The 18479-nt window shown below is 70.1% G+C and carries 13 protein-coding genes and 1 riboswitch; of the genes, 8 read left to right on the top strand and 5 right to left on the bottom strand.

Annotated features, from left to right (window positions below; genetic code table 11):
* Positions 1-333: 333 nt before the first annotated feature.
* Entirely contained in the window at positions 334-1755 is a 1422-nt protein-coding gene (locus tag E3O22_RS13945; protein ID WP_134394465.1) for an amidohydrolase family protein, read from the bottom strand.
* A gap of 204 nt (positions 1756-1959) precedes the next feature.
* Between E3O22_RS13945 and pulA the strand changes: the two genes are divergently transcribed.
* Positions 1960-7737: a pullulanase-type alpha-1,6-glucosidase gene (gene pulA / locus E3O22_RS13940; protein ID WP_134394464.1), complete on the top strand. Its 5778-nt coding sequence runs from the start codon at positions 1960-1962 to the stop codon at positions 7735-7737.
* A gap of 44 nt (positions 7738-7781) precedes the next feature.
* Here the strand turns inward: pulA and E3O22_RS13935 are convergent, their stop codons facing one another.
* The 3 genes from E3O22_RS13935 to E3O22_RS13925 all read right to left on the bottom strand — a co-directional run bounded on the left by E3O22_RS13935 (position 7782) and on the right by E3O22_RS13925 (position 12348).
* Positions 7782-10613, bottom strand: coding sequence for a molybdopterin-dependent oxidoreductase (locus tag E3O22_RS13935; RefSeq protein ID WP_134394463.1), 2832 nt, complete (start codon positions 10611-10613; stop codon positions 7782-7784).
* Positions 10610-11620: an FAD binding domain-containing protein gene (locus E3O22_RS16640; RefSeq protein ID WP_134394462.1), complete on the bottom strand. Its 1011-nt coding sequence runs from the start codon at positions 11618-11620 to the stop codon at positions 10610-10612. The genes E3O22_RS13935 and E3O22_RS16640 overlap by 4 nt, the downstream gene beginning before the upstream one ends.
* Positions 11621-11808: 188 nt before the next feature.
* Positions 11809-12348 (bottom strand): molybdenum cofactor biosynthesis protein B, encoded by a 540-nt coding sequence (locus E3O22_RS13925; protein ID WP_241976662.1) that lies wholly within the window; start codon positions 12346-12348, stop codon positions 11809-11811.
* 84 nt (positions 12349-12432) lie between these two features.
* Here E3O22_RS13925 and E3O22_RS13920 point away from each other — a divergent pair, with 84 nt between their 5' ends.
* The 7 genes from E3O22_RS13920 (at position 12433) to E3O22_RS13890 (ending at position 17611) form a co-directional block, all read left to right on the top strand.
* Positions 12433-12855, top strand: coding sequence for a molybdopterin-binding protein (locus tag E3O22_RS13920; protein ID WP_134394460.1), 423 nt, complete (start codon positions 12433-12435; stop codon positions 12853-12855).
* Positions 12852-13646: a molybdate ABC transporter substrate-binding protein gene (gene modA / locus E3O22_RS13915; RefSeq protein WP_198410620.1), complete on the top strand. Its 795-nt coding sequence runs from the start codon at positions 12852-12854 to the stop codon at positions 13644-13646. Before E3O22_RS13920 ends, modA begins: the two co-directional genes overlap by 4 nt.
* 7 nt (positions 13647-13653) lie before the next feature.
* On the top strand, positions 13654-14472 hold the full coding sequence (locus tag E3O22_RS13910) for an ABC transporter permease (RefSeq protein WP_241973395.1): 819 nt from the start codon (positions 13654-13656) through the stop codon (positions 14470-14472).
* Positions 14469-15227, top strand: coding sequence for a sulfate/molybdate ABC transporter ATP-binding protein (locus E3O22_RS13905; RefSeq protein WP_134394459.1), 759 nt, complete (start codon positions 14469-14471; stop codon positions 15225-15227). The genes E3O22_RS13910 and E3O22_RS13905 overlap by 4 nt, the downstream gene beginning before the upstream one ends.
* 55 nt (positions 15228-15282) lie before the next feature.
* The gene (locus E3O22_RS13900) at positions 15283-16599 is read left to right on the top strand and encodes an aminotransferase class V-fold PLP-dependent enzyme (RefSeq protein ID WP_134394458.1); all 1317 of its coding nucleotides are present in this window, start codon (positions 15283-15285) and stop codon (positions 16597-16599) included.
* Complete coding sequence (gene sufU / locus E3O22_RS13895; protein WP_134394457.1) at positions 16596-17159, top strand: Fe-S cluster assembly sulfur transfer protein SufU; 564 nt, start codon at positions 16596-16598, stop codon at positions 17157-17159. The genes E3O22_RS13900 and sufU overlap by 4 nt, the downstream gene beginning before the upstream one ends.
* 52 nt (positions 17160-17211) lie before the next feature.
* Positions 17212-17275, top strand: a riboswitch (guanidine-III (ykkC-III) riboswitch).
* 12 nt (positions 17276-17287) lie between these two features.
* Positions 17288-17611, top strand: coding sequence for a multidrug efflux SMR transporter (locus tag E3O22_RS13890; protein WP_134342038.1), 324 nt, complete (start codon positions 17288-17290; stop codon positions 17609-17611).
* A 57-nt stretch (positions 17612-17668) separates the two neighbouring features.
* On the opposite strand, the gene E3O22_RS13885 is transcribed toward E3O22_RS13890, so the two are convergent.
* Positions 17669-18479: HNH endonuclease signature motif containing protein (locus tag E3O22_RS13885; RefSeq protein WP_134397111.1), on the bottom strand; the 811-nt coding region annotated here is incomplete at its 5' end.

Here is an 18479-nt window from a genome sequence, read left to right as displayed (position 1 = left end):
TCTACCGATTTCAGGGTGAAACGGATGTCGGGGGCCGGTTCGGAGCAAAAATCTCCGTCGAATTCGTTCGGCCGGGGCGGGTTCGGAGGGTGGCTCGCCGGTTTCGACGAGCTCAATCACCGGTGTTCGCTCCGCCGTGGTCGTCCGGTTGCAGGCACCCGCGCACCTCAGGCACCCGGGCTCCCTAACGAATTCGACGGAGATTCTACCGATTTCGCGCCCAAACGGATGCTCGGGGCCGGTTCTGAGCAAAATCTCCGTCGAATTCGTTCGGCCAGGGCGGGATTGAGGGCGGGACTGGAAGGCGGGAGGGCGGCTCAACGGCCAGGCGGCTCAACCGCCGGTCGGGGCGAGCACCCGGTGGCCGCGCACGAAGACGCCGGCGATCGCGGGCTGGCGGAGGGCCAGCAGAAGCGCGAAGAGGGTCTGGTCGGTGGCCATCTCCTCGTCGTCGGCCCGGATGCCGCGCTCGAGCACCGTGGCGAGGGGCTCCCAGCGGTCCGGCTCGATCAGCAGGAAGTCGGCGTCCTTGCCCACGTCGAAGTTACCGAACCGGGCCTCCATGTCGAGTGCGCGCGCGCCGGCCAGGGTTCCGGTGAAGAGCAGGGCGGCCGGGTCCAGCGATAGGCCCGCCTCTCCGGGCTCGGACAGGTGCACTTTGAAACAGTCGTTGAGCACCCGGGAGATGAGCCATTCGTCGCCCGCGCCGACATCCGACCCGATCGCCACATTCACGCCGAACGACGTCGTGCGCAGCCACGGCATGGTGCCCGATCCCAGGAACTGCTGCGACGTGGGGCAGTGCGCCACGCTCGTTCCCGTCTCGGCCAGGCGGGCCAGCTCGCTGTCCTCACAGTGCACGGCGTGGGCGAGGATGCTGCGCCGCCCCAGCAGGCTCGACCCGCCCCGCGCCGACCCCGGCAGGAACCGGCCGTCGTAGGTGTCGAGGTAGGTGTCGACCTGGTAGACCGACTTCACGGCGTCGATCTCACCCGTGCCCGGCCGGTTGTTCTCGTTCAGGTGGCTGTGGAAGTAGACCCCCTGGCCGCGCACCGAGTCGTAGAGCTCGCCGAGCCCCGCCAGGGTCGTGGGGGTGACCGAGAGGCTGAACCGCGGCACCACCGCCACCTGAAGCAGCGCGGTGGCGGGGTCACCGGTGTCGACCGCGTGCCAGCGGGCGATCTCATCCGTCACAAGCTCCAGGGCCCTGGCCTCGCTGGTGAGCAGCGCCTGCGAGGGCTCCGAACCGACCGTCTGGATTCCGCGCCCGCTGACCAGGCGCAGTCCGGCCCGGTGCGATTCCTCGAACAGGGCGTCCTGCGCGGAAGGGAACGCGGAGCCGAAGACCAGGGCGCTGGTCGTGCCCGCGGCGACGCGGCGACGGGTGAAGTCCCGGGCGATCTGCTCGCCGAACCCGGGGTCGGCCAGGCGCGCCTCGGCCGGGAAGACGCAGTTGTCCAGCCACTCGAGCAGCTGGCCGCCGCCATAGGCATCCGTGGAATAGGTCTGCGGGAAGTGCACGTGGGTGTCGACGAAGCCGGGCAGGATGAAACCGCCCCGGTTGTCGGTGACCGCCAAAGTTTCGTAAACGGCAGGGAGGTCGACGAATGAGCCCACCCAGGCGATTCGGCCCGTGTCGGTGGTCACCAGGACGCCGTCGGGGAGGGACACGAGGTGCCGGTGCGCGGCGGCCACGGTGGGGGAGCCGGCAATGTGGAAGATGTGGCCGCGGTAGACCCGGCTGGACGGTGTCACGTGAGAGCCCGTTCTCTGTTCGTCGTTCTCTTCCACTGGACTCGTTTCCACCGGACTCGTTCAGTGTATGGGGGGTCATCCGGCTCGGCCGCCGCGCAATCAAGTAAACGCTTGCAGCAAACGCTTGCATATGCGGTACGCGACGGAGTAGCGTCACTTCTGTTGTTCTCAGCGCCACCGGGCGCGAGACAGGGGGAGTCACTGTTGACGAAACGCACCGCTACACGCCGCCCGGCCATCCGCCGCATCGTGGCCACGATCGGAGCCGGCGCGATCGTTCTCTCCGGTCTCGCCTTCTCCGAGGTGTCCGCGGCCGCCGCCACCCCGACGGTCGCCCTGGTCGGCAGCCTGCAGAGCGAGTTGGGCTGCACGGAGGACTGGCAACCGACCTGCGAGTCCACCGAGCTGGCCCCGACGGGCGTCGACGGGGTCTGGTCCGCCGAGTTCACGGTGCCGGCCGGCAGCTACGACTACAAGGTCGCCCTCAACGACGCGTGGGACGAGACCTACGGGCTGGACGGTGGTGCCGACAACATCCCGCTGACCGTCGCCGGTGAAAGCCGGTTGAGCTTCACCTTCGACCTCAGCAGGAAGCGCGTCGGCCTCGAGGTACTCTCCCTGGCCGGTGCCTACTCCGCGGAGGACGAGGCCGTGGCGGCCGCGCCCATCCGCCAGCCCGGCAGCGACGAGCAGTTCTACTTCGTGATGACCGACCGGTTCAAGGACGCCGACCCGGCCAACAACACCGCCGGCCTCGGCGACGACCCACTGGTGTCCGGCTACGACCCCGCGAACAAGGGCTTCTACAACGGCGGCGACCTCGCCGGGCTCCGTTCCCAGCTCGACTACATCGAGGGTCTCGGCACGAGCGCCCTCTGGCTCACGCCGTCGTTCAAGAACCGGGCCGTGCAGGGCGAGGGCGCGAACGCCTCCGCGGGCTACCACGGCTACTGGATCACCGACTTCACCCAGATCGACCCGCACCTCGGCACCAACGCCGAGCTCAAGGCGCTTATCGACGACGCGCACGCCCGCGGCATCAAGGTGTACTTCGACATCATCACCAACCACACCGCCGACGTCATCGACAACGAGGAGAAGCAGTACTCCTACATCGACAAGGCCACGTCGCCCTACACGACCGCGGCCGGTGAGCCCTTCGACCCGGCCGACTACGCGGGGACCGACGAATTCCCGACCCTCGACGGGACCTCCTTCCCCTACACGCCGTTCGTCGCGGCCGCCGACGCCACGGCCAAGGTGCCGGCCTGGCTGAACGACCCGACGCTGTACCACAACCGGGGAGACTCGACCTTCGAGGGTGAGAGCAACCTCGACGGCGACTTCTCCGGTCTCGACGACCTGATGACCGAGAACCCGGCCGTCGTCAACGGCTTCGTCGACGTGTACACGGACTGGGTCGACCTTGGTATCGACGGCTTCCGTATCGACACGGTCAAGCACGTCAACCTGGAATTCTGGGACACGTGGTCCACGCAAGTGCTCGACTACGCGCACGCCGCCGGCAAGCCCGACTTCTTCATGTTCGGTGAGGTCTACGACGCGGATGCCGCGAAGACGTCCCCGTATGTGCGCAAGACCGACCTCAACTCGGTGCTCGACTTCGGATTCCAGTCGCAGGCGACCAGCTTCGCCGCCGGGAACTCCGCGAAGGGGCTCAGCCAGCTGTTCGCCTCCGACGACCTCTACACGACTCCCGACTCCAACGCCTCCGCGCTGCCGACCTTCCTCGGCAACCACGATATGGGCCGGATCGGCTACTTCCTGAAGAACACCGATGATCCGCTGGCCCGCGACGTGCTCGCCCACGAGCTCATGTTCCTGACCCGCGGCCAGCCGGTGGTCTATTACGGCGACGAGCAGGGTTTCATGGGCGCGGGCGGCGACAAGGACGCCCGTCAGTCGTTGTTCGCCAGCCAGGTGTCCGAGTACGCGAACCAGCCGCTGATCACCGGCGAGACCGCCGGTTCGGTCGACCGGTTCGCGACGGATGCGCCACTCTACAGTCGGATCGCTGAGCTCTCCGCGCTGCGGAGCGACCACCCGGCCCTCGCGACGGGCGCCCAGATCGAGCGTTATGCCGACACCGGGGCCGGCGTCTACGCGTTCAGCCGGGTCGACCGCACGGAGAAGATCGAACACCTCGTCGCAGTCAACAACTCGGCCGCGGCGAAAACCGTGACGATCCCCACCCTCACCACGGACGCGTCCTACTCGGTGCTGTTCGGCGACACCGCGGCCGCAGTATCCGGCGACACCGGCGACCTGGCCGTCACCGTGCCGGCCCGCGGCTCGGTGGTGCTCGTGGCCGACCGACCCGTCAGCGCTCCGGCCGCGGCCGCCGCGATCACGGTCGCCGCCCCGGCAGCCGGAGCCGGCGTTACCGGCGTCTCACCCGTCGGGGCCACCGTCGACGACGGGACCTGGCAGGAGACCGGCTTCGCCTGGCGGGTCGTGGGGGACACGAAGTGGACCAGCCTCGGCACCGCCGAAGACACCACTCCGCGGGTCTTCCACGACACCGCCGGCCTCACCACGGGCACCCTGGTCGAATACCGCGCCGTCTCCACGGATGCCGCCGGCCAGCGGGCCGCCGCGTCCAGCTTCGCCTCCGTGGGCAACACGGTGTCGCTCGCCGATACCGGCACGCCCGACGCCGCGATCGACCTGGTCACGGTGGCCGGTAGTCACAACTCCGAGATGGGTTGTGCCGGGGACTGGCAGCCCGGCTGTGAGGCCGCGAAACTGACCCTCCGAGCCGACGGCATCTACGCCGGCACATTCGACCTTCCGGCCGGCGACTACGAGTACAAGATCGCCGTCAACGGCTCCTGGGACCTCAACTACGGTTCCGGCGGAGTTCCCGGCGGCGACAACGTGAGCTACACGACCGCCGGCGGACCGGTCACGTTCTACTTCGACCCGCGCAACAACTTCTTCCAGGGCACGGCCGAGGGCGATATCGTCGTCGCGGCCGGTTCCTTCCAGGAGGAGGCCGGTTGCCCCGGAGACTGGAAACCGGACTGCCTTGCAACCTGGTTGCAGGACGTGAACGGCGACGGCATCCTCACCCTGAGTTCGAACACCCTGCCGACCGGCTCGTACGAGGCGAAGGTCGCGCACAACCTCGGCTGGGACGAGAACTATGGCGCCGACGGCGTGCCGAACGGCGCGAACCTGTCGTTCACGGCCACCGAGGGCAAGGAAACCCTGTTCAGTTACGACCTCGCCGCCCACGTGCTCACGATCACGGTGACCGACCCGCCGCTGGCCGGCACGGGAGCGCAGCGCGCGCACTGGGTGAGCGAGAAGACTCTCGCCTGGCCGCGTGACCTGCTGCCCGTGAATGCCGACCCGGCCGCGCTCGGCTTCGCGTTGCACTCCTCGCCGGCCGCCGACCTGGCGGTCGTCGACGGAGCGGTGACCGGCGGTGACACGGTCGCCCTCGAGTACGACCCGGCAGGCCTCTCCGACGCGGAGAAAGCGCGTTTCCCGGCCCTCGTCGGGTCCGTGGCCCTGCGCCCGGTCGGTGTGGACCGGTCGGAGGTGGAACGGCTGCTCACCACCCAGCTGGCGGTGGCCCAGTCCGGCACCGGCACCGACGACACCACAGGCATCCTCACCGCGTTCACGGGCGTGCAACTGCCCGGCGTGCTCGACGACCTCTACGCGGATGCCGCAGCGGACCGGACGCTCGGCGTCACCTGGTCGAAGAAGCGGCCCACGATCGCGGTCTGGGCTCCCACGGCGCAGAACGTCGACGCGCTCGTCTGGACGGCGGGCGACACGGCCGACCCGGAGCGCATCGCGTTGACGCGTCAGGGTGACGGCACGTGGACCGCGACCGGCGCCAAGAACTGGACCGGCGCATCCTTCGTCTTCGAGGTCACGGTGTTCGCACCGACGACGGGCAAGATCGAGTCGAACCAGGTCACCGACCCGTACTCGGTCGCCCTGACGCAGAACTCCACCCGGTCGGTGCTCATCGACCTGGCCGATAAGGCCTACCGCCCCACGGCGTGGGAGAAAGCGAAGTCGCCGCTGATCGAGAAGGCCGTGGACCGGTCGATCTACGAACTGCACGTGCGCGACTTCTCGATCTCCGACGACACCGTGCCGGAAGAGCTCCGCGGCACCTACGGCGCGTTCGGGGTCGACAGCGCGGGAACCCGGCATCTGTCCGAGCTGGCGGCTGCCGGGCTCAACACCGTGCACCTGCTGCCGACCTTCGACATCGCCACGATCCAGGAAGACCGCGCCCTCCAGGCCGTGCCCGCCTGCGACCTGGCCTCCTTCGGACCGGCCTCGCCGGACCAGCAGGCGTGCATCCAGGCGATCAGGGACCAGGACGGCTTCAACTGGGGTTACGACCCGTTCCACTTCTCGGCGCCGGAGGGGTCCTACGCGGTGAACGCCGACGGCGGCGCCCGGGTAGCCGAGTTCCGCGGCATGGTGGGGGCCCTGCACGAGGACGGCCTGCAGGTCGTGCTCGACGAGGTGTTCAACCACACCGCGCAGAGCGGCCAGGGGGAGAAATCGGTGCTCGACCAGGTCGTGCCCGGTTACTACCACCGTCTCAACCCGCAAGGCGCCGTCGAGACCTCCACCTGCTGCCAGAACATCGCCACCGAGCACGAACTGGCCCAGAAGCTCATGGTCGACTCCGTCGTGCTCTGGGCGAAGGAGTACCGCGTGGACGGGTTCCGGTTCGACCTGATGGGCCACCACTCGAAGGCCAACCTGATGGCCGTGCGGGATGCCCTCGACGCACTCACCCTGAAGAAGCACGGCGTGGACGGCCAGGCGATCTACCTCTACGGTGAGGGCTGGAACTTCGGCGAGGTCGCGAACAACGCCCTGTTCGAGCAGGCGACGCAGGGCCAGCTGGGCGGAACCGGCATCGGCACGTTCAACGACCGGCTGCGCGACGCGGTGCACGGCGGCAGCCCGGTCGACGGCAGCACCGTGCAGCAGCAGGGCTTCGGCACCGGGCTCGGCACCGATCCCAACGGCGTGGCGATCAACGGCACCCCCGAGCAGGCGCTCGCCCGGCTCGGGCAGGCCAGCGACCTGGTGCGGCTCGGCCTTGCCGCGAACCTGCGCGACTTCAGCTTCGTCACCAGCGACGGCACGGTGAAGCGCGGCGACGAACTCGACTACAACGGGTCGCCGGCCGGGTATGCGGACCAGCCGGACGAGGTGATCAACTACGTCGACGCGCACGACAACGAGACGCTCTACGACCTGCTCGCCCTCAAGCTGCCGGCCGACACCGGGATGAGCGACCGGGTGCGCATGAACACCTTGTCCCTGGCCACCGCGACCCTGTCGCAGGCACCGTCGCTCTGGCACGCCGGAACCGACCTGCTGCGCTCGAAGTCGCTCGATCGCGACAGCTACAACTCGGGCGACTGGTTCAACCGCATCGACTGGACCGGCCAGACCAGCAACTTCGGCGTCGGTCTGCCGTCAGCGGCCGCCAACGAGGACAAGTGGGACATCATGCGCCCGCTGCTCGAGGACCCGGCCCTCAAGCCGACGCCGGACGACATCTCGTTCGCGTCTGCCCAGGCCCAGGACCTGCTGCGCCTCAAGCAGTCGACCGAGCTGTTCCGGCTCGGCGATGCGAAGCTGATCAACCAGAAGCTGACCTTCCCGGCCGGCGGACCGGACGCCACCCCCGGCGTCATCACGATGAGCGTCGACGACACGGTAGGTTTCGACGTCGACAGGAAACTGGACGGCCTGCTGGTGCTCTTCAACGCCAGCCCCGAACCTCAGACGGTTCTGCTCAGCGAGTTGGCCGGGCGCGGCTACGCCCTCAGCGGCATCCAGGCCGCCGGTGCGGATGCGCTCGTCAAGTCGACGACCTGGGACACGGCGACCGGCACGGTCACCGTTCCCGCCCGAACGGTCGCGGTGCTCGTCGACGCGCAGGAGCGGACGGCGAAGAAGCGGTAGCCCGCGGCCGCACCCCGTCGCTGCACCCCGTCGCTGCGCCCCGTTCACGAGCGAACGGGGTGCAGTAGCCGCCAGATCCGGTCGCGCGACATCGGCAGTTCGGTGGGACGGATGCCGATGGCGTCGCGCACCGCGTTCGCCAGCGCGGGCGCCACCGGGTTGTAGGGCGACTCGCTCATCGACTTCGCCCCGAACGGGCCGAGCACGTCGCTCGTGTCCGCGAAGTACACCTCGGTCACGGGCAGGTCGGCGAGCTGCGGGATGTGGTAATTCCGCAGCACGCTCGTGGTCACGGTGCCCGCCCCGTCGAGGATGACCTCCTCGTAGAGTGCGGTGCCGATCGCCTGCGCGACCCCACCCTCGATCTGGCCGCGGCACTGCTCCGGGTTCATCACGACCCCGGCATCCGCCGCCTGGATCGACTGCAGAATGCGCACCTCGCCGGTTTGCGTGTTCACGGCCACCCGGAACGCGTGCACGTTGAACGCCACCGAGCGACGGGCGCCGTCTTCGGCGCCGACACCGCGGAGAGCGGGTGCCCCGGGCACGGATGCCCCGGTTGCGGATGCCTGCCCGGCCAGTTCGGCCAGCGACACGAACACCTCACCGCTGCGCAGCCCGTCGGGTTCCAGGGTCCAGGCGGCGGCGGGGATCTCCGGGTGCATCTCCGTGGCGGCCGACCGCAGCGTGTCGGCCAGGTCGTTCGCCGCCGCGAGTACGGCCTTGCCGGCGATGACGACGCCCGCGGAGCCGAACGCGCCGGTGTCGTAGCCGATGGCATCCGTGTCGGACTGCAGGATCTCGATTCGGTCGGGAGTCGTGTGCAGGGCCGTGGCGGCGAGCTGCGCGTGCACGGTGGTGGTGCCGTTGCCGAACTCGACGGTGCCGACGCGGACGGTGTAGCGGGTGGGGGATTCGAGGACCGCGTTTTCGAGGGTGACGGAGGCCTGCGCGTAGTGCCCGCGCGGCGGGGTGGTCGCGATCATGGCGGTGGCCATGCCCTCGCCGGTCTTCCAGTGCTCGCCGGGCGGCACGGTGGCTCCGTTGCCGCGGGCCAGGGCCGTCTGGGCCAGGTCGAAGCACTGGTCGAGTCCGTAGCTGCCGAAGATGAGGTCCTCGCCCTCCACGTGGGTGACCACGAGCGGGTCGTTCGGGCCGACCGAGTTTCGCCGGCGCAGGTCGAACGGGTTGATGCCGACGGTGCGGGCGAGCTCGTCGAGCGCGGACTCGACGCCGAAGATCACCTGGCCGAGGCCGTAGCCGCGGAAGGCGCCCGACGGGAGGTTGTTCGTGTAGACGCTTCGGGCATCCACCCGCTTGTTGGGCACCCGGTAGAGGCTGACCGACTCGGAGCTGCCGTGGAACATCACCCCGGGGCCGTGGTTGCCATAGGCGCCGGTGTCGGCGAGCACACCCAGCTTCAGTGCGGTGAGGCGGCCGGCGTCGTCGGCGCCGAGGGTGACGTCGATGCGCATGGGGTGACGGGCCGGGGAGAGGGTGAACTCGTCGGTACGGCTGAACTCGTATTGCACGGGGCGCCCGGTCTTCAGCACCGCGAGCGCGACGATGTCCTCGGTCAGGATCTCCTGCTTGCCGCCGAAGCCGCCGCCGACCCGGGCCGTGAACACGCGCAGCCGCTCCGGGTCGAGGGCGAATAGTCGGCAGATCTCGCGGTGCACCAGGAACGGCACCTGGGAACTGGTGCGCAGGATGAGCCGGTCATCCTCCAGCCAGCCGATGGTGGCGTGCGTCTCCAAATGGGTATGCGCCACCCGTTGGGTCTGCCAGGTTCCGCTCACGCTGTGGGCGGCGCCGGCCAGGCCGGCCGCGATGTCGCCGTATTCGCCGTGCAGCTCGGCCACCAGGTTGCGGGTCGGGTCGGCCAGCCGGCTCGCGGCGGCATCCTTGTCGCCGTGAACCAGGGGTGCGCCGGGCAGGAGAGCGGCGTACGGGTCGAAGACCGCCGGCAGCGTCTCGTAGTCGATCTCGATCAGGCGGCAGGCGGCCTCTGCGATGGCGAGCGTGTCGGCGACGACGGCCGCGACGCGCTGGCCGCGGAACCGCACGACCGAATCGAGCACGAGGGTGTCGTCGGGGTCGTCGAGGCGGTCCTCGTGCCGGGCGGTGGAGAACAGGATGGCCGGGGAGTCGGCGTGGGTGAGCACGGCGTGCACCCCGGGTAGGGCCGCGGCTGCGTCGGTCTGGATCGAACGGATGCGCGCGTGCGCAATCGTGCTCTGCAGCACGCTGAGGTGCAGGAGGCCGGGCAGCGTGACGTCGAGGGTGTACGGCTCCTGCCCACTGACCACGCGTTCGCTGGCCGGGGCCGCCAGGGAGGTGCCGACCGTGCCGGGGCGCGGTCCGGTCTGGACGACCGGGCCCAGGCCGGTGCGTGCAGGTGCGTCGGCGCGACAGGAGCCGTCTGTCCTGGCTGAGCTGTTGACGGGGGTGTGGGTGCCGCGGATGGCGTCCTCGATGGCGCGGTAGCCGGTGCAGCGGCACAGGTTGCCCTTGAGCAGGCGGGGGAGGTCGTCAAGGTCGGTCTCGGTCAGGGCGGACGCGGTCACGATCATGCCGGCGGTGCAGAACCCGCATTGGAACCCAGCGGCGTCGACGAAGCGCTGCTGGACCTTGGCCAGATCGCCGGGCAGGCCGAGCCCGGCCACGGTCGTGACCTCTGTGCCCTCGGCCCGGAACGCCGGGTAGATGCAGGAGTGCACCGGAGTGCCGTCGACCAGCACGGAGCAGGCGCCGCAGTCGCCGGTGTCGCAGCCCTTCTTGACTTCGAAGTGCTCCTGGTCGCGGATGAAGGAGCGCAGGCACTGCCCGGGGGCAGGGGAGGCATCGACGGGTTCGCCGTTGATCTGGAATCTCATGAGCGGTCTCCGCTCCGGGGCGCCGCCTGGTCTCGCGCGGCCGGTTCGGGTTCCTGTCTCGGTTCGGGCTGCTGTTCCAGCTCGGCTCGGATCTCCTCGCCGAGCACGCCGCTCACGGCGCGGCGCCAGTCGGCGGCGCCGTGGGCATCCGTGAACCAGCAGTCGATGGCGGCGATGTCCTGGGCGAGTGTGCCCGCGTCGGGCACGGAGTCGTAGCGCAGCTGCACCGGACGCACGGTGCCGGCGGTGACGGTGAGTACGAAGCGGCCGGTGCCGGCGCTGTCGTCGCGGGCGGCCGTGTCGTCGCTGTCGGAGGGGTCGGCGCGGTCGAGCCGGCCGATCAGCACGGCGCCGGAGCGGCCGAGTGGGGAGAGGGCGATCTTGCGGTACGCGGTGCGGGCCGCCAGCGAGGAGGTCGGCACGTGGATGGACCGCAGCACATCGCCGGTGCGGAGCGCGTTGGTGGTGTTGCCGGTGACGAAGGACGCTGCGGGCAACCGTTCGTCGCTGCCGTCACGGCGCCAGATCAGCACCTCCGCGTCGAGGGCGGCAGCCAGGCTGGTCATCGGGCCGGCCGGCAGGGAGGCGCAGAGGTTGCCGCCGACGGTGGCGACGTTCCAGATCTTGAATGAGCCGTAGAGGGCAGTGCAGCACTGGAAGATCAGGGGATGCGCGGTCCAGCCGGGTGCGGCCGCCAGACGGGAGAGTTCGGCGATGGTGCAGGTGGCGGCGATGGTGAGGCCGGGGGTGGTGCCGGTGGCGCGCTCGCCGGTGTGGGCATCCGTGCCGGTGACGGCGCCTGGGCCGGTGTCCGGGGTGCCGGTATCCGTCGTCAGGGTCAGAGCGGGCCAGCCCAGGGTCTGCAGGTCGACCAGCCCGGTGAGGTGCGTCTGCGGGTCGGCGAACAGGTCGGAGCCGCCCGCGAGCGGGGCCACCTGGGCGTCGAGGAGCGCGAGATCGTCACGGTGACGGGCGGGGGTGATCGTGAGCACGGTGTTGAGATCCATCGTTTCCCTCACTCGACCGCTCGAGTGCAGGTCGACACCCTGAATTATCCGCTCGCCCGAGTCGCCCCGCGAGTCGACGCGCGTGCTCGCGGCATCCTCACGGCGAGCCACCCTGTTTTCGCGCAGGGCACGGGTACGCGGAAGGGCGGGAGCCAGCGGAGCTCGTGGGGCCAGTGGGGCCCGTTCAGCTAGTGGTCCACACCGTGGAGCTGGTCGAGGATGTGGTCGAGCACGTCGGCGAGGAGACCCAGCCCATCCTTCACGCCGTTGGGGGAGCCGGGGAGGTTGATCACCAGGGTGCGCCCGCGGGCGATCCCGGCGTGACCGCGCGAGATGACGGCCAGAGGGGTGGATGCGGCGCCGCGGCGGCGGAATTCCTCCATCAGCCCGGGGAGCAGCCGGTCGAGGTGCGGGAGGGTCTGCTCGGGGGTGAGGTCGTGGGGGCTGACGCCCGTGCCGCCCGTGGTGATCACGAGGTCGATGCCAGCGTCGAGGGCCTCGATCAGGGCAGCGCCGACCGGGTCGCCGTCGGGCACGACGCGGCGCTCGCCGAGCGTGAAGCCGCGCTCCCGAAGCCAGGCATCGAGCACGGGGCCGGTGCGGTCCGGGTACACCCCGGCCGCGGCGCGGGTGGAGGCGACGATGACCTGCGCGCGGCGCGGTGCACGTGGTTCGCGTGGTTCGGTGGGTTCGGACGAAGTCGACGGAAGGTTCGCTGTGGCGGTCACGCGCTCCATCCTGCCTCACTGCGGCAGCCTCGTTGCCGCCCCTCCCGGTGTCTATTCCGCAGATGCGGTAATAAGATGCTCAATATGTCGCAGATACGGATCAAGGAAGCCGCTGGGTACCTCGGGGTCAGCGACGACACCCTGCGGCGCTGGATCGACAATGGGGCGCTCGCCGCGAGCGCCGACGACGCCGGACGCATGGTCGTCGACGGATCCGACCTGGCCCACCTGGCCCGGGAGACCGCGCTGGCCCGAGAGAACGCGCTGTCGCCCGCGGATCCGTCCACGACGGCGAGCTCGGCCCGCAACCGTTTCGTCGGACTGGTCACCCGCGTGGTGAGCGATCCGGTGATGAGCCAGGTCGAGCTGCAGTGCGGCCCCCACCGGGTGGTGTCCCTGATGAGCACCGAGGCCGTGCGTGACCTCGGCCTGGTGCCGGGGTCGGTGGCCGTGGCCGTGGTCAAGGCCACCACCGTGATCGTCGAAACCCCGAAGGGCCAGTCGTGACCCGAGTGTGGAGCGTGCGCGTCGCGGTCGGGCTGGCGGCGGCATCCGTCGTGCTGGCCGGCTGCGCAGGAACGGCCGGGGCCTCGTCGGGGGCGACCGGGGCGTCTACGGAGCCGGGTCAGACGCTCACCGTGTACGCCGCGGCATCCCTCACCGAGACCTTCACTGAGCTGGCCGACCGGTTCGAGGCCGCCCATCCCGGCGTAACGGTCGCGCTCAACTTCGCGGGCTCGGCCGACCTCGTGACCCAGATCCGGGAGGGCGCCCCGGCCGATGTGTTCGCGGCGGCGGACGCCAGGACCATGGCCAAGCTCAGCGGCGACGGCCTCCTCAACGGCGTCCCGGCGGTCTTCGCCACCAACACCCTCATGATCGCCGTACCCGCCGACAACCCGGCCGGCATCGATTCCTTCGCCGACCTCGCCGCGCCGAGTGTGGACGTAGTGGTCTGCGCGCCGCAGGTGCCGTGCGGCGCCGCGCTGCCGGCCCTCGAGGCGGCGGCTGGCGTCCGGCTCGCGCCGGTGAGCGAAGAGAACGCCGTCACCGGCGTGCTCGGCAAGGTCACATCGGGCGACGCGGATGCCGGGCTCGTCTATGTGACCGACGTTGCCTCCGCCGGCGACGCGGTTCTCGGCATCCCGGTGCCGGAAGCAGATCAGGCCGTGAATGAATACCCGATCGCCGTCGTGGCGGGCAGTAAGCAGGCGCTGCTCGGGGCGGCCTTCACTCGGTTCGTGACCGGAGCGACCGGTCAGACCGTGCTCGGGGCGGCCGGTTTTGGCGCGCCGTGAGGTGGTGGTGAGTCGCTCCGACTCCCACACCGGCCCCCACGACGGCCGGGTCACCCTCGGCGTGCCCCGCTGGACCCTCCTTGTGGCTGCCCTCGGCGCCCTGTTCATCGTGCTGCCGATCGTGGGCATGACCCTGCGCGTTGACTGGTCGCGGTTCGGTGCGCTCGTGACCTCCGAAGCGGCGGTCGCGGCGCTGCTGCTCAGCCTGCGCACCGCCACGATGAGCACCGTGCTCTGCCTGCTATTCGGCGTGCCGATGGCTCTCGCCCTGGCCCGTAGCCGGTTTCCCGGACAACGCCTCGTGCGCGCCGTCGTGTTGCTGCCGCTCGTGCTGCCGCCCGTCGTGGGCGGTATCGCCCTGCTGTCGACCTTCGGGCGCCGCGGCCTGCTCGGCGCGACCTTCGAGGTGCTCGGCATCCAGATCGCGTTCTCGACCACCGCCGTCGTGCTCGCGCAGACCTTCGTGGCGCTGCCGTTCCTGGTGCTGAGCGTGGAGGCGACCCTGCGGGCCTCCGGCGCGCGCTTCGAGGCGGTCGCCGCCACGCTCGGCGCCACCCCCGGCACGGTCTTCCGGCGGGTGACGCTACCGCTGGTGCTGCCCGGGTTGATCTCCGGCGCGGTGCTCGCGTTCGCGCGCGCGCTCGGTGAGTTCGGAGCGACCCTCACGTTCGCCGGCAGCCTGCAGGGGGTCACCCGCACGCTGCCGCTCGAGATCTACCTGCAGCGGGAAACGGATGCGGATGCGGCCGTCGCCCTGGCTCTGCTCCTCGTGGCCGTCGCCCTGATCGTGATGGTCGCCACCCACCGGCCGCGCGGACTGTCGTGACCTTCGAACTGGCCGCCGTGATGCGCCGGCGCGGACTGGAGGTCGCCTTCACCGTGTCGCCGGGCGAGACGGTGGCGCTGCTCGGCTCCAACGGGGCCGGCAAGTCGACCATCGTCGAGCTCTGCGCGGGTCTGCTGCGGCCCGATTCGGGTCGGGCCACCCTCGATGGGCAGGTCTTCTTCGATCTGGCGGCCGACGGTGCAGACCGTGCCGGCGATGGGCGACCGGGCATCTTCACACCGCCGCACGCCCGACGCACGGTGCTGCTCGCCCAGGAGCCGCTGCTCTTCCCGCACCTGAACGTGCGCGACAATGTGGCGTTCGGGCCGCGCAGCGCGGGGGAATCCCGGGCTGCGTCACGACTTCTCGCCGACGAGTGGCTCGCCGCCGCCGAGGTGTCCGACCTCGCCGACCGGCGGCCCGGGATGCTGTCCGGCGGCCAAGCCCAGCGGGTCGCGGTGGCCCGGGCCCTCGCGGCCAGCCCGCGGCTGCTGCTGCTCGACGAGCCCATGACCGCGCTCGACGTGGCGGCGGTGCCCGCCCAACGCCAGTTGCTGCACCGGGTACTGCTCGATCGGTCCGTCATCCTGGTCACCCACGACCCGCTCGACGCCCTCGCACTGGCCGACCGGGTGATTGTGCTGCAGGGCGGGCGCATCATCGAGCAGGGGCCGACCCGCTCGGTGTTCGCGCACCCGCAGGCCGAGTTCACCCGGGCCCTGACGTTCGGGCTCGACTTGTCTGCCTCGCCGTGACACCCCTGTCAGAGTTCGGTGTGCATTGCCCGGGGGAGGGAATACGCTGGTAGATATGACGTCTTCCGCTTCACCGTCCACCCGTGCGATCGCTCGCCCGCTGACGGACGAGGAAGTCGACCGCATCCGCAACGACTTCCCGATCCTCGATCAGCTGGTCAATGGGCATCCGCTCAATTACCTCGACTCGGGCGCGACCTCGCAGAACCCGCTCAGCGTCATGGAGGCCGAGCAGGAGTTCTACGAGCAGCGCAACGCAGCCGTGCACCGCGGGGCCCACACGCTCGCGTTCGGAGCCACCGAGACGTTCGAGGCTGCCCGGGCGACCGTGGCCGCATTCATCGGGGCGGAGGCCGACGAGATCGTCTGGACGTCGAACGCGACCGAGAGCATCAACCTCGTCGCCTACGCCTTCTCCAACGCGTCGCTCGGCCTCGGCGGCCCCGCGGCGACACGATTCTCACTCGGCGCCGGCGACGAGATCGTCGTCACCGAGATGGAGCACCACGCCAACCTGATTCCGTGGCAGCAGCTCGCGTTGCGCACCGGCGCGACCCTGCGGTTCATCCCGGTTCAGGATGACGGCACGCTCGACCTGGCCGCGGCGGCGGGAGTCATCGGAGCCCGCACCCGCCTGCTCGCGCTCACGCACGCCTCCAACGTGGTGGGCACGATCAACCCGGTCGCCGAGCTCGTAGCTCTGGCCCGCTCGGTGGGAGCGCTGGTGCTGCTGGACGCCTGCCAGTCGGTGCCGCATCTGCCTGTGGATGTCGCCGCCCTCGACGTGGACTTCGCCGTGTTCTCCGGGCACAAGATGCTCGGCCCGACCGGCATCGGTGTGCTCTACGGCAAGGCCGAGCTGCTCGCGGGCATGCCGCCGTTCCTGACCGGCGGATCCATGATCACCACCGTGGACATGCACACCGCCGAGTTCCTCGCCCCGCCGCAGCGGTTCGAGGCCGGTACCCAGCGCATCTCCCAGGCGATCGCCCTGGCCGCCGCGGTGGAATACCTGACCGAGACCGGGATGGAACGCATCGCCGCGCGCGAGGCCGAACTGGGGCGGCGCCTCGTGGCCGGGCTCGCCGGCATCCCCGGGGTGCGTCTGCTCGGGCCGCCGGCCGGAGTCGACCGCATTGGTTTGGCCAGTTTCGACCTGGCCGGGGTGCACGCCCACGATGTCGGTCAGTACCTCGACGAGGCCGGTATCGCGGTGCGCGTCGGGCACCACTGCGCCCAGCCGTTGCACCGCCGGCTCGGCGTGACTGCGTCGACCCGCGCGAGCACCTACCTGTACACGACCACCGACGAGGTGGACCGGTTCCTGGCGACCCTGGCCGAGGTTGCCCCGTTCTTCGGAGTGAAGTCATGACCCAAAGCGCCATGCAGCAGCTCTACCAGCAGATCATCCTCGACCACGCCAAGTCCCGGAACGGTGCCTCGGCGGAGGGGCTGCCACCGCTCGAGGCAGCCGGGACTGCTGCCGGTGCTGCTCGTGGCGCCGCTTCTCCTGCCGGTGCGGGTTCCGGGTTGCGCGTGACTGAGTCGCATCAGGTGAACACGACCTGCGGCGACGAGGTGACCGTGCGCATCGGTGTGCGCGCCGGGGAACCCGGCGGCTCGCCCGAGTCGGCCGGTGAGCCTGCCGACGCCGCCGTGATCGAGGAGTTCGCCTGGGCCGGCGACGGATGCTCGATTTCAATGGCCTCGGCATCCGTGCTGCACGACACCGTGCGGGGCGAGAACGTCGCCACCGCGCGGGCCGTGCTGAACACCTTCCGCGAGATGCTGCGCTCGCGCGGCACGATCGAGCCCGACGAGGAGGTGCTCGGTGACGCTGCCGCGTTCGCCGGCGTCTCCCGCTACCCGGCCCGCGTCAAGTGCGCCATGCTGCCCTGGGTGGCGTTCGAGGCGGCTCTGCTCGCGGAGTAGGGCCTGTGTAGGTCTGCGCAGGGATCGCGCAGGCTCGGAGGCTAGGGTGGGCGGAGGCCGCGCGACGCGGCTCCGGACGACGGTTCAGTACCCGGCACGCGACAAGACTGGCCACGGGAGCTGTTGTCATGTCGTGGATCATTCTCATTGTGTCCGGGGTTCTGGAAGCCGTCTGGGCCACGGCGCTCGGTAAGTCGGCCGGGTTCACCCGACTGTGGCCATCCGTCGTGTTCGCGGTGGCGCTCGTGCTCAGCATGGGCGGGCTGGCCTTTGCCATGCGGGACATCTCGACCGGGACCGCGTATGCCGTCTGGGTCGGGATCGGCGCGGCACTCACCGTGCTCTACGCCATGGTCTTCGGCGCCGAGCCGGCCTCCCTGCTGAAGATTGTGCTCATCCTCGGCCTGGTGGGGTGCGTCGTCGGGTTGAAATTCGTCGACGCCGCGCACTGAATCGGTCGCTGAGCGCGTCCGACGCTGCGAGCATCAGAGCATCAGAACGGTGGAACATCACAACGGCGGTGGCTCGTCCGCTTCGGGTGGCCGAGACCTCGCTTGAGATGAAGGCCTCGGCGTCGGCCCCGGCTTNCGCTTCCCCGGTGGGCGGATGATCGTGGCTGGCTCACTGATGAACGTGCGCCCGGTCGGCGAGGTCCACTTCAGGGTTCCGTCCGGGAGGTGCGTGTAGGTCCACCGGGTCTCTGACTTCAGTGCATGGTCGGCTGGACACAGATGCGCGAGGTTGTCGTGCTCCGTCAGCCCGTCGTACTGCCAGTCGAGGGTGTGGTCGATGTCGCACTGTGTCGCCGCCCGGCGGCAGCCCGGCCACCGGCAGGTTTCGTCTCGCACCCGGAGGTACCGTCGCAGTTCTTTCGGCACCTTGTAGCGGGTGCGCCCGACCGAGAGCACCGCTCCCATGTCCGGGTGGGTCAGGATCCGGATGAAGCCGGGTGCCCGAGCCGCGATCTCGCGTGCGGTGTCGGGGTCGATCGGTCCGTATCCCTCGAGGTGCCCGGGGGCCTCGGAGTGGCCGAGGAGCGTTATCGCCGGGACGGTCACGTGCACCGACCCGCGAACACCCTGGCCCAGCCCTGGCGCGGTGACCCCGTCGAGGATCAGGTCTTCGAACACGTCTGCCCGCAGCTGGGTGAGTGTGCGGGTCTTGTTCGGGCCCTGCAGGCTCATCCCCATCACGGTGAGGCGGTCGTACCTGGCTGTCACCTTCTCGGCCGAGTCGAGCCAGTGCAGCGAGGCCATCCCGTCGGCCTCGGGCTCGAAGATCACCTTGCGGTCGGCCACCGATTTTTGGTGCCGGGCTGTG

Origin of the sequence: Cryobacterium sp. TMT2-18-2 (genome assembly GCF_004402245.1) — a bacterium.
GTDB classification, from domain to species: Bacteria; Actinomycetota; Actinomycetes; order Actinomycetales; family Microbacteriaceae; genus Cryobacterium; species Cryobacterium sandaracinum.
Note: the sequence above shows the minus strand (reverse complement) of the source record. Positions and strands in the feature narration are given on the sequence as shown.

Coding starts and splice junctions, on each gene's coding strand:
- E3O22_RS13935 (WP_134394463.1), bottom strand. CDS start 10,613: ATGAGATTCCAGATCAACGGCGAACCCGTCGATGCCTCCCCTGCCCCC.
- E3O22_RS16640 (WP_134394462.1), bottom strand. CDS start 11,620: ATGGATCTCAACACCGTGCTCACGATCACCCCCGCCCGTCACCGTGAC.
- E3O22_RS13920 (WP_134394460.1), top strand. CDS start 12,433: ATGTCGCAGATACGGATCAAGGAAGCCGCTGGGTACCTCGGGGTCAGC.
- E3O22_RS13900 (WP_134394458.1), top strand. CDS start 15,283: ATGACGTCTTCCGCTTCACCGTCCACCCGTGCGATCGCTCGCCCGCTG.
- sufU (WP_134394457.1), top strand. CDS start 16,596: ATGACCCAAAGCGCCATGCAGCAGCTCTACCAGCAGATCATCCTCGAC.
- E3O22_RS13890 (WP_134342038.1), top strand. CDS start 17,288: ATGTCGTGGATCATTCTCATTGTGTCCGGGGTTCTGGAAGCCGTCTGG.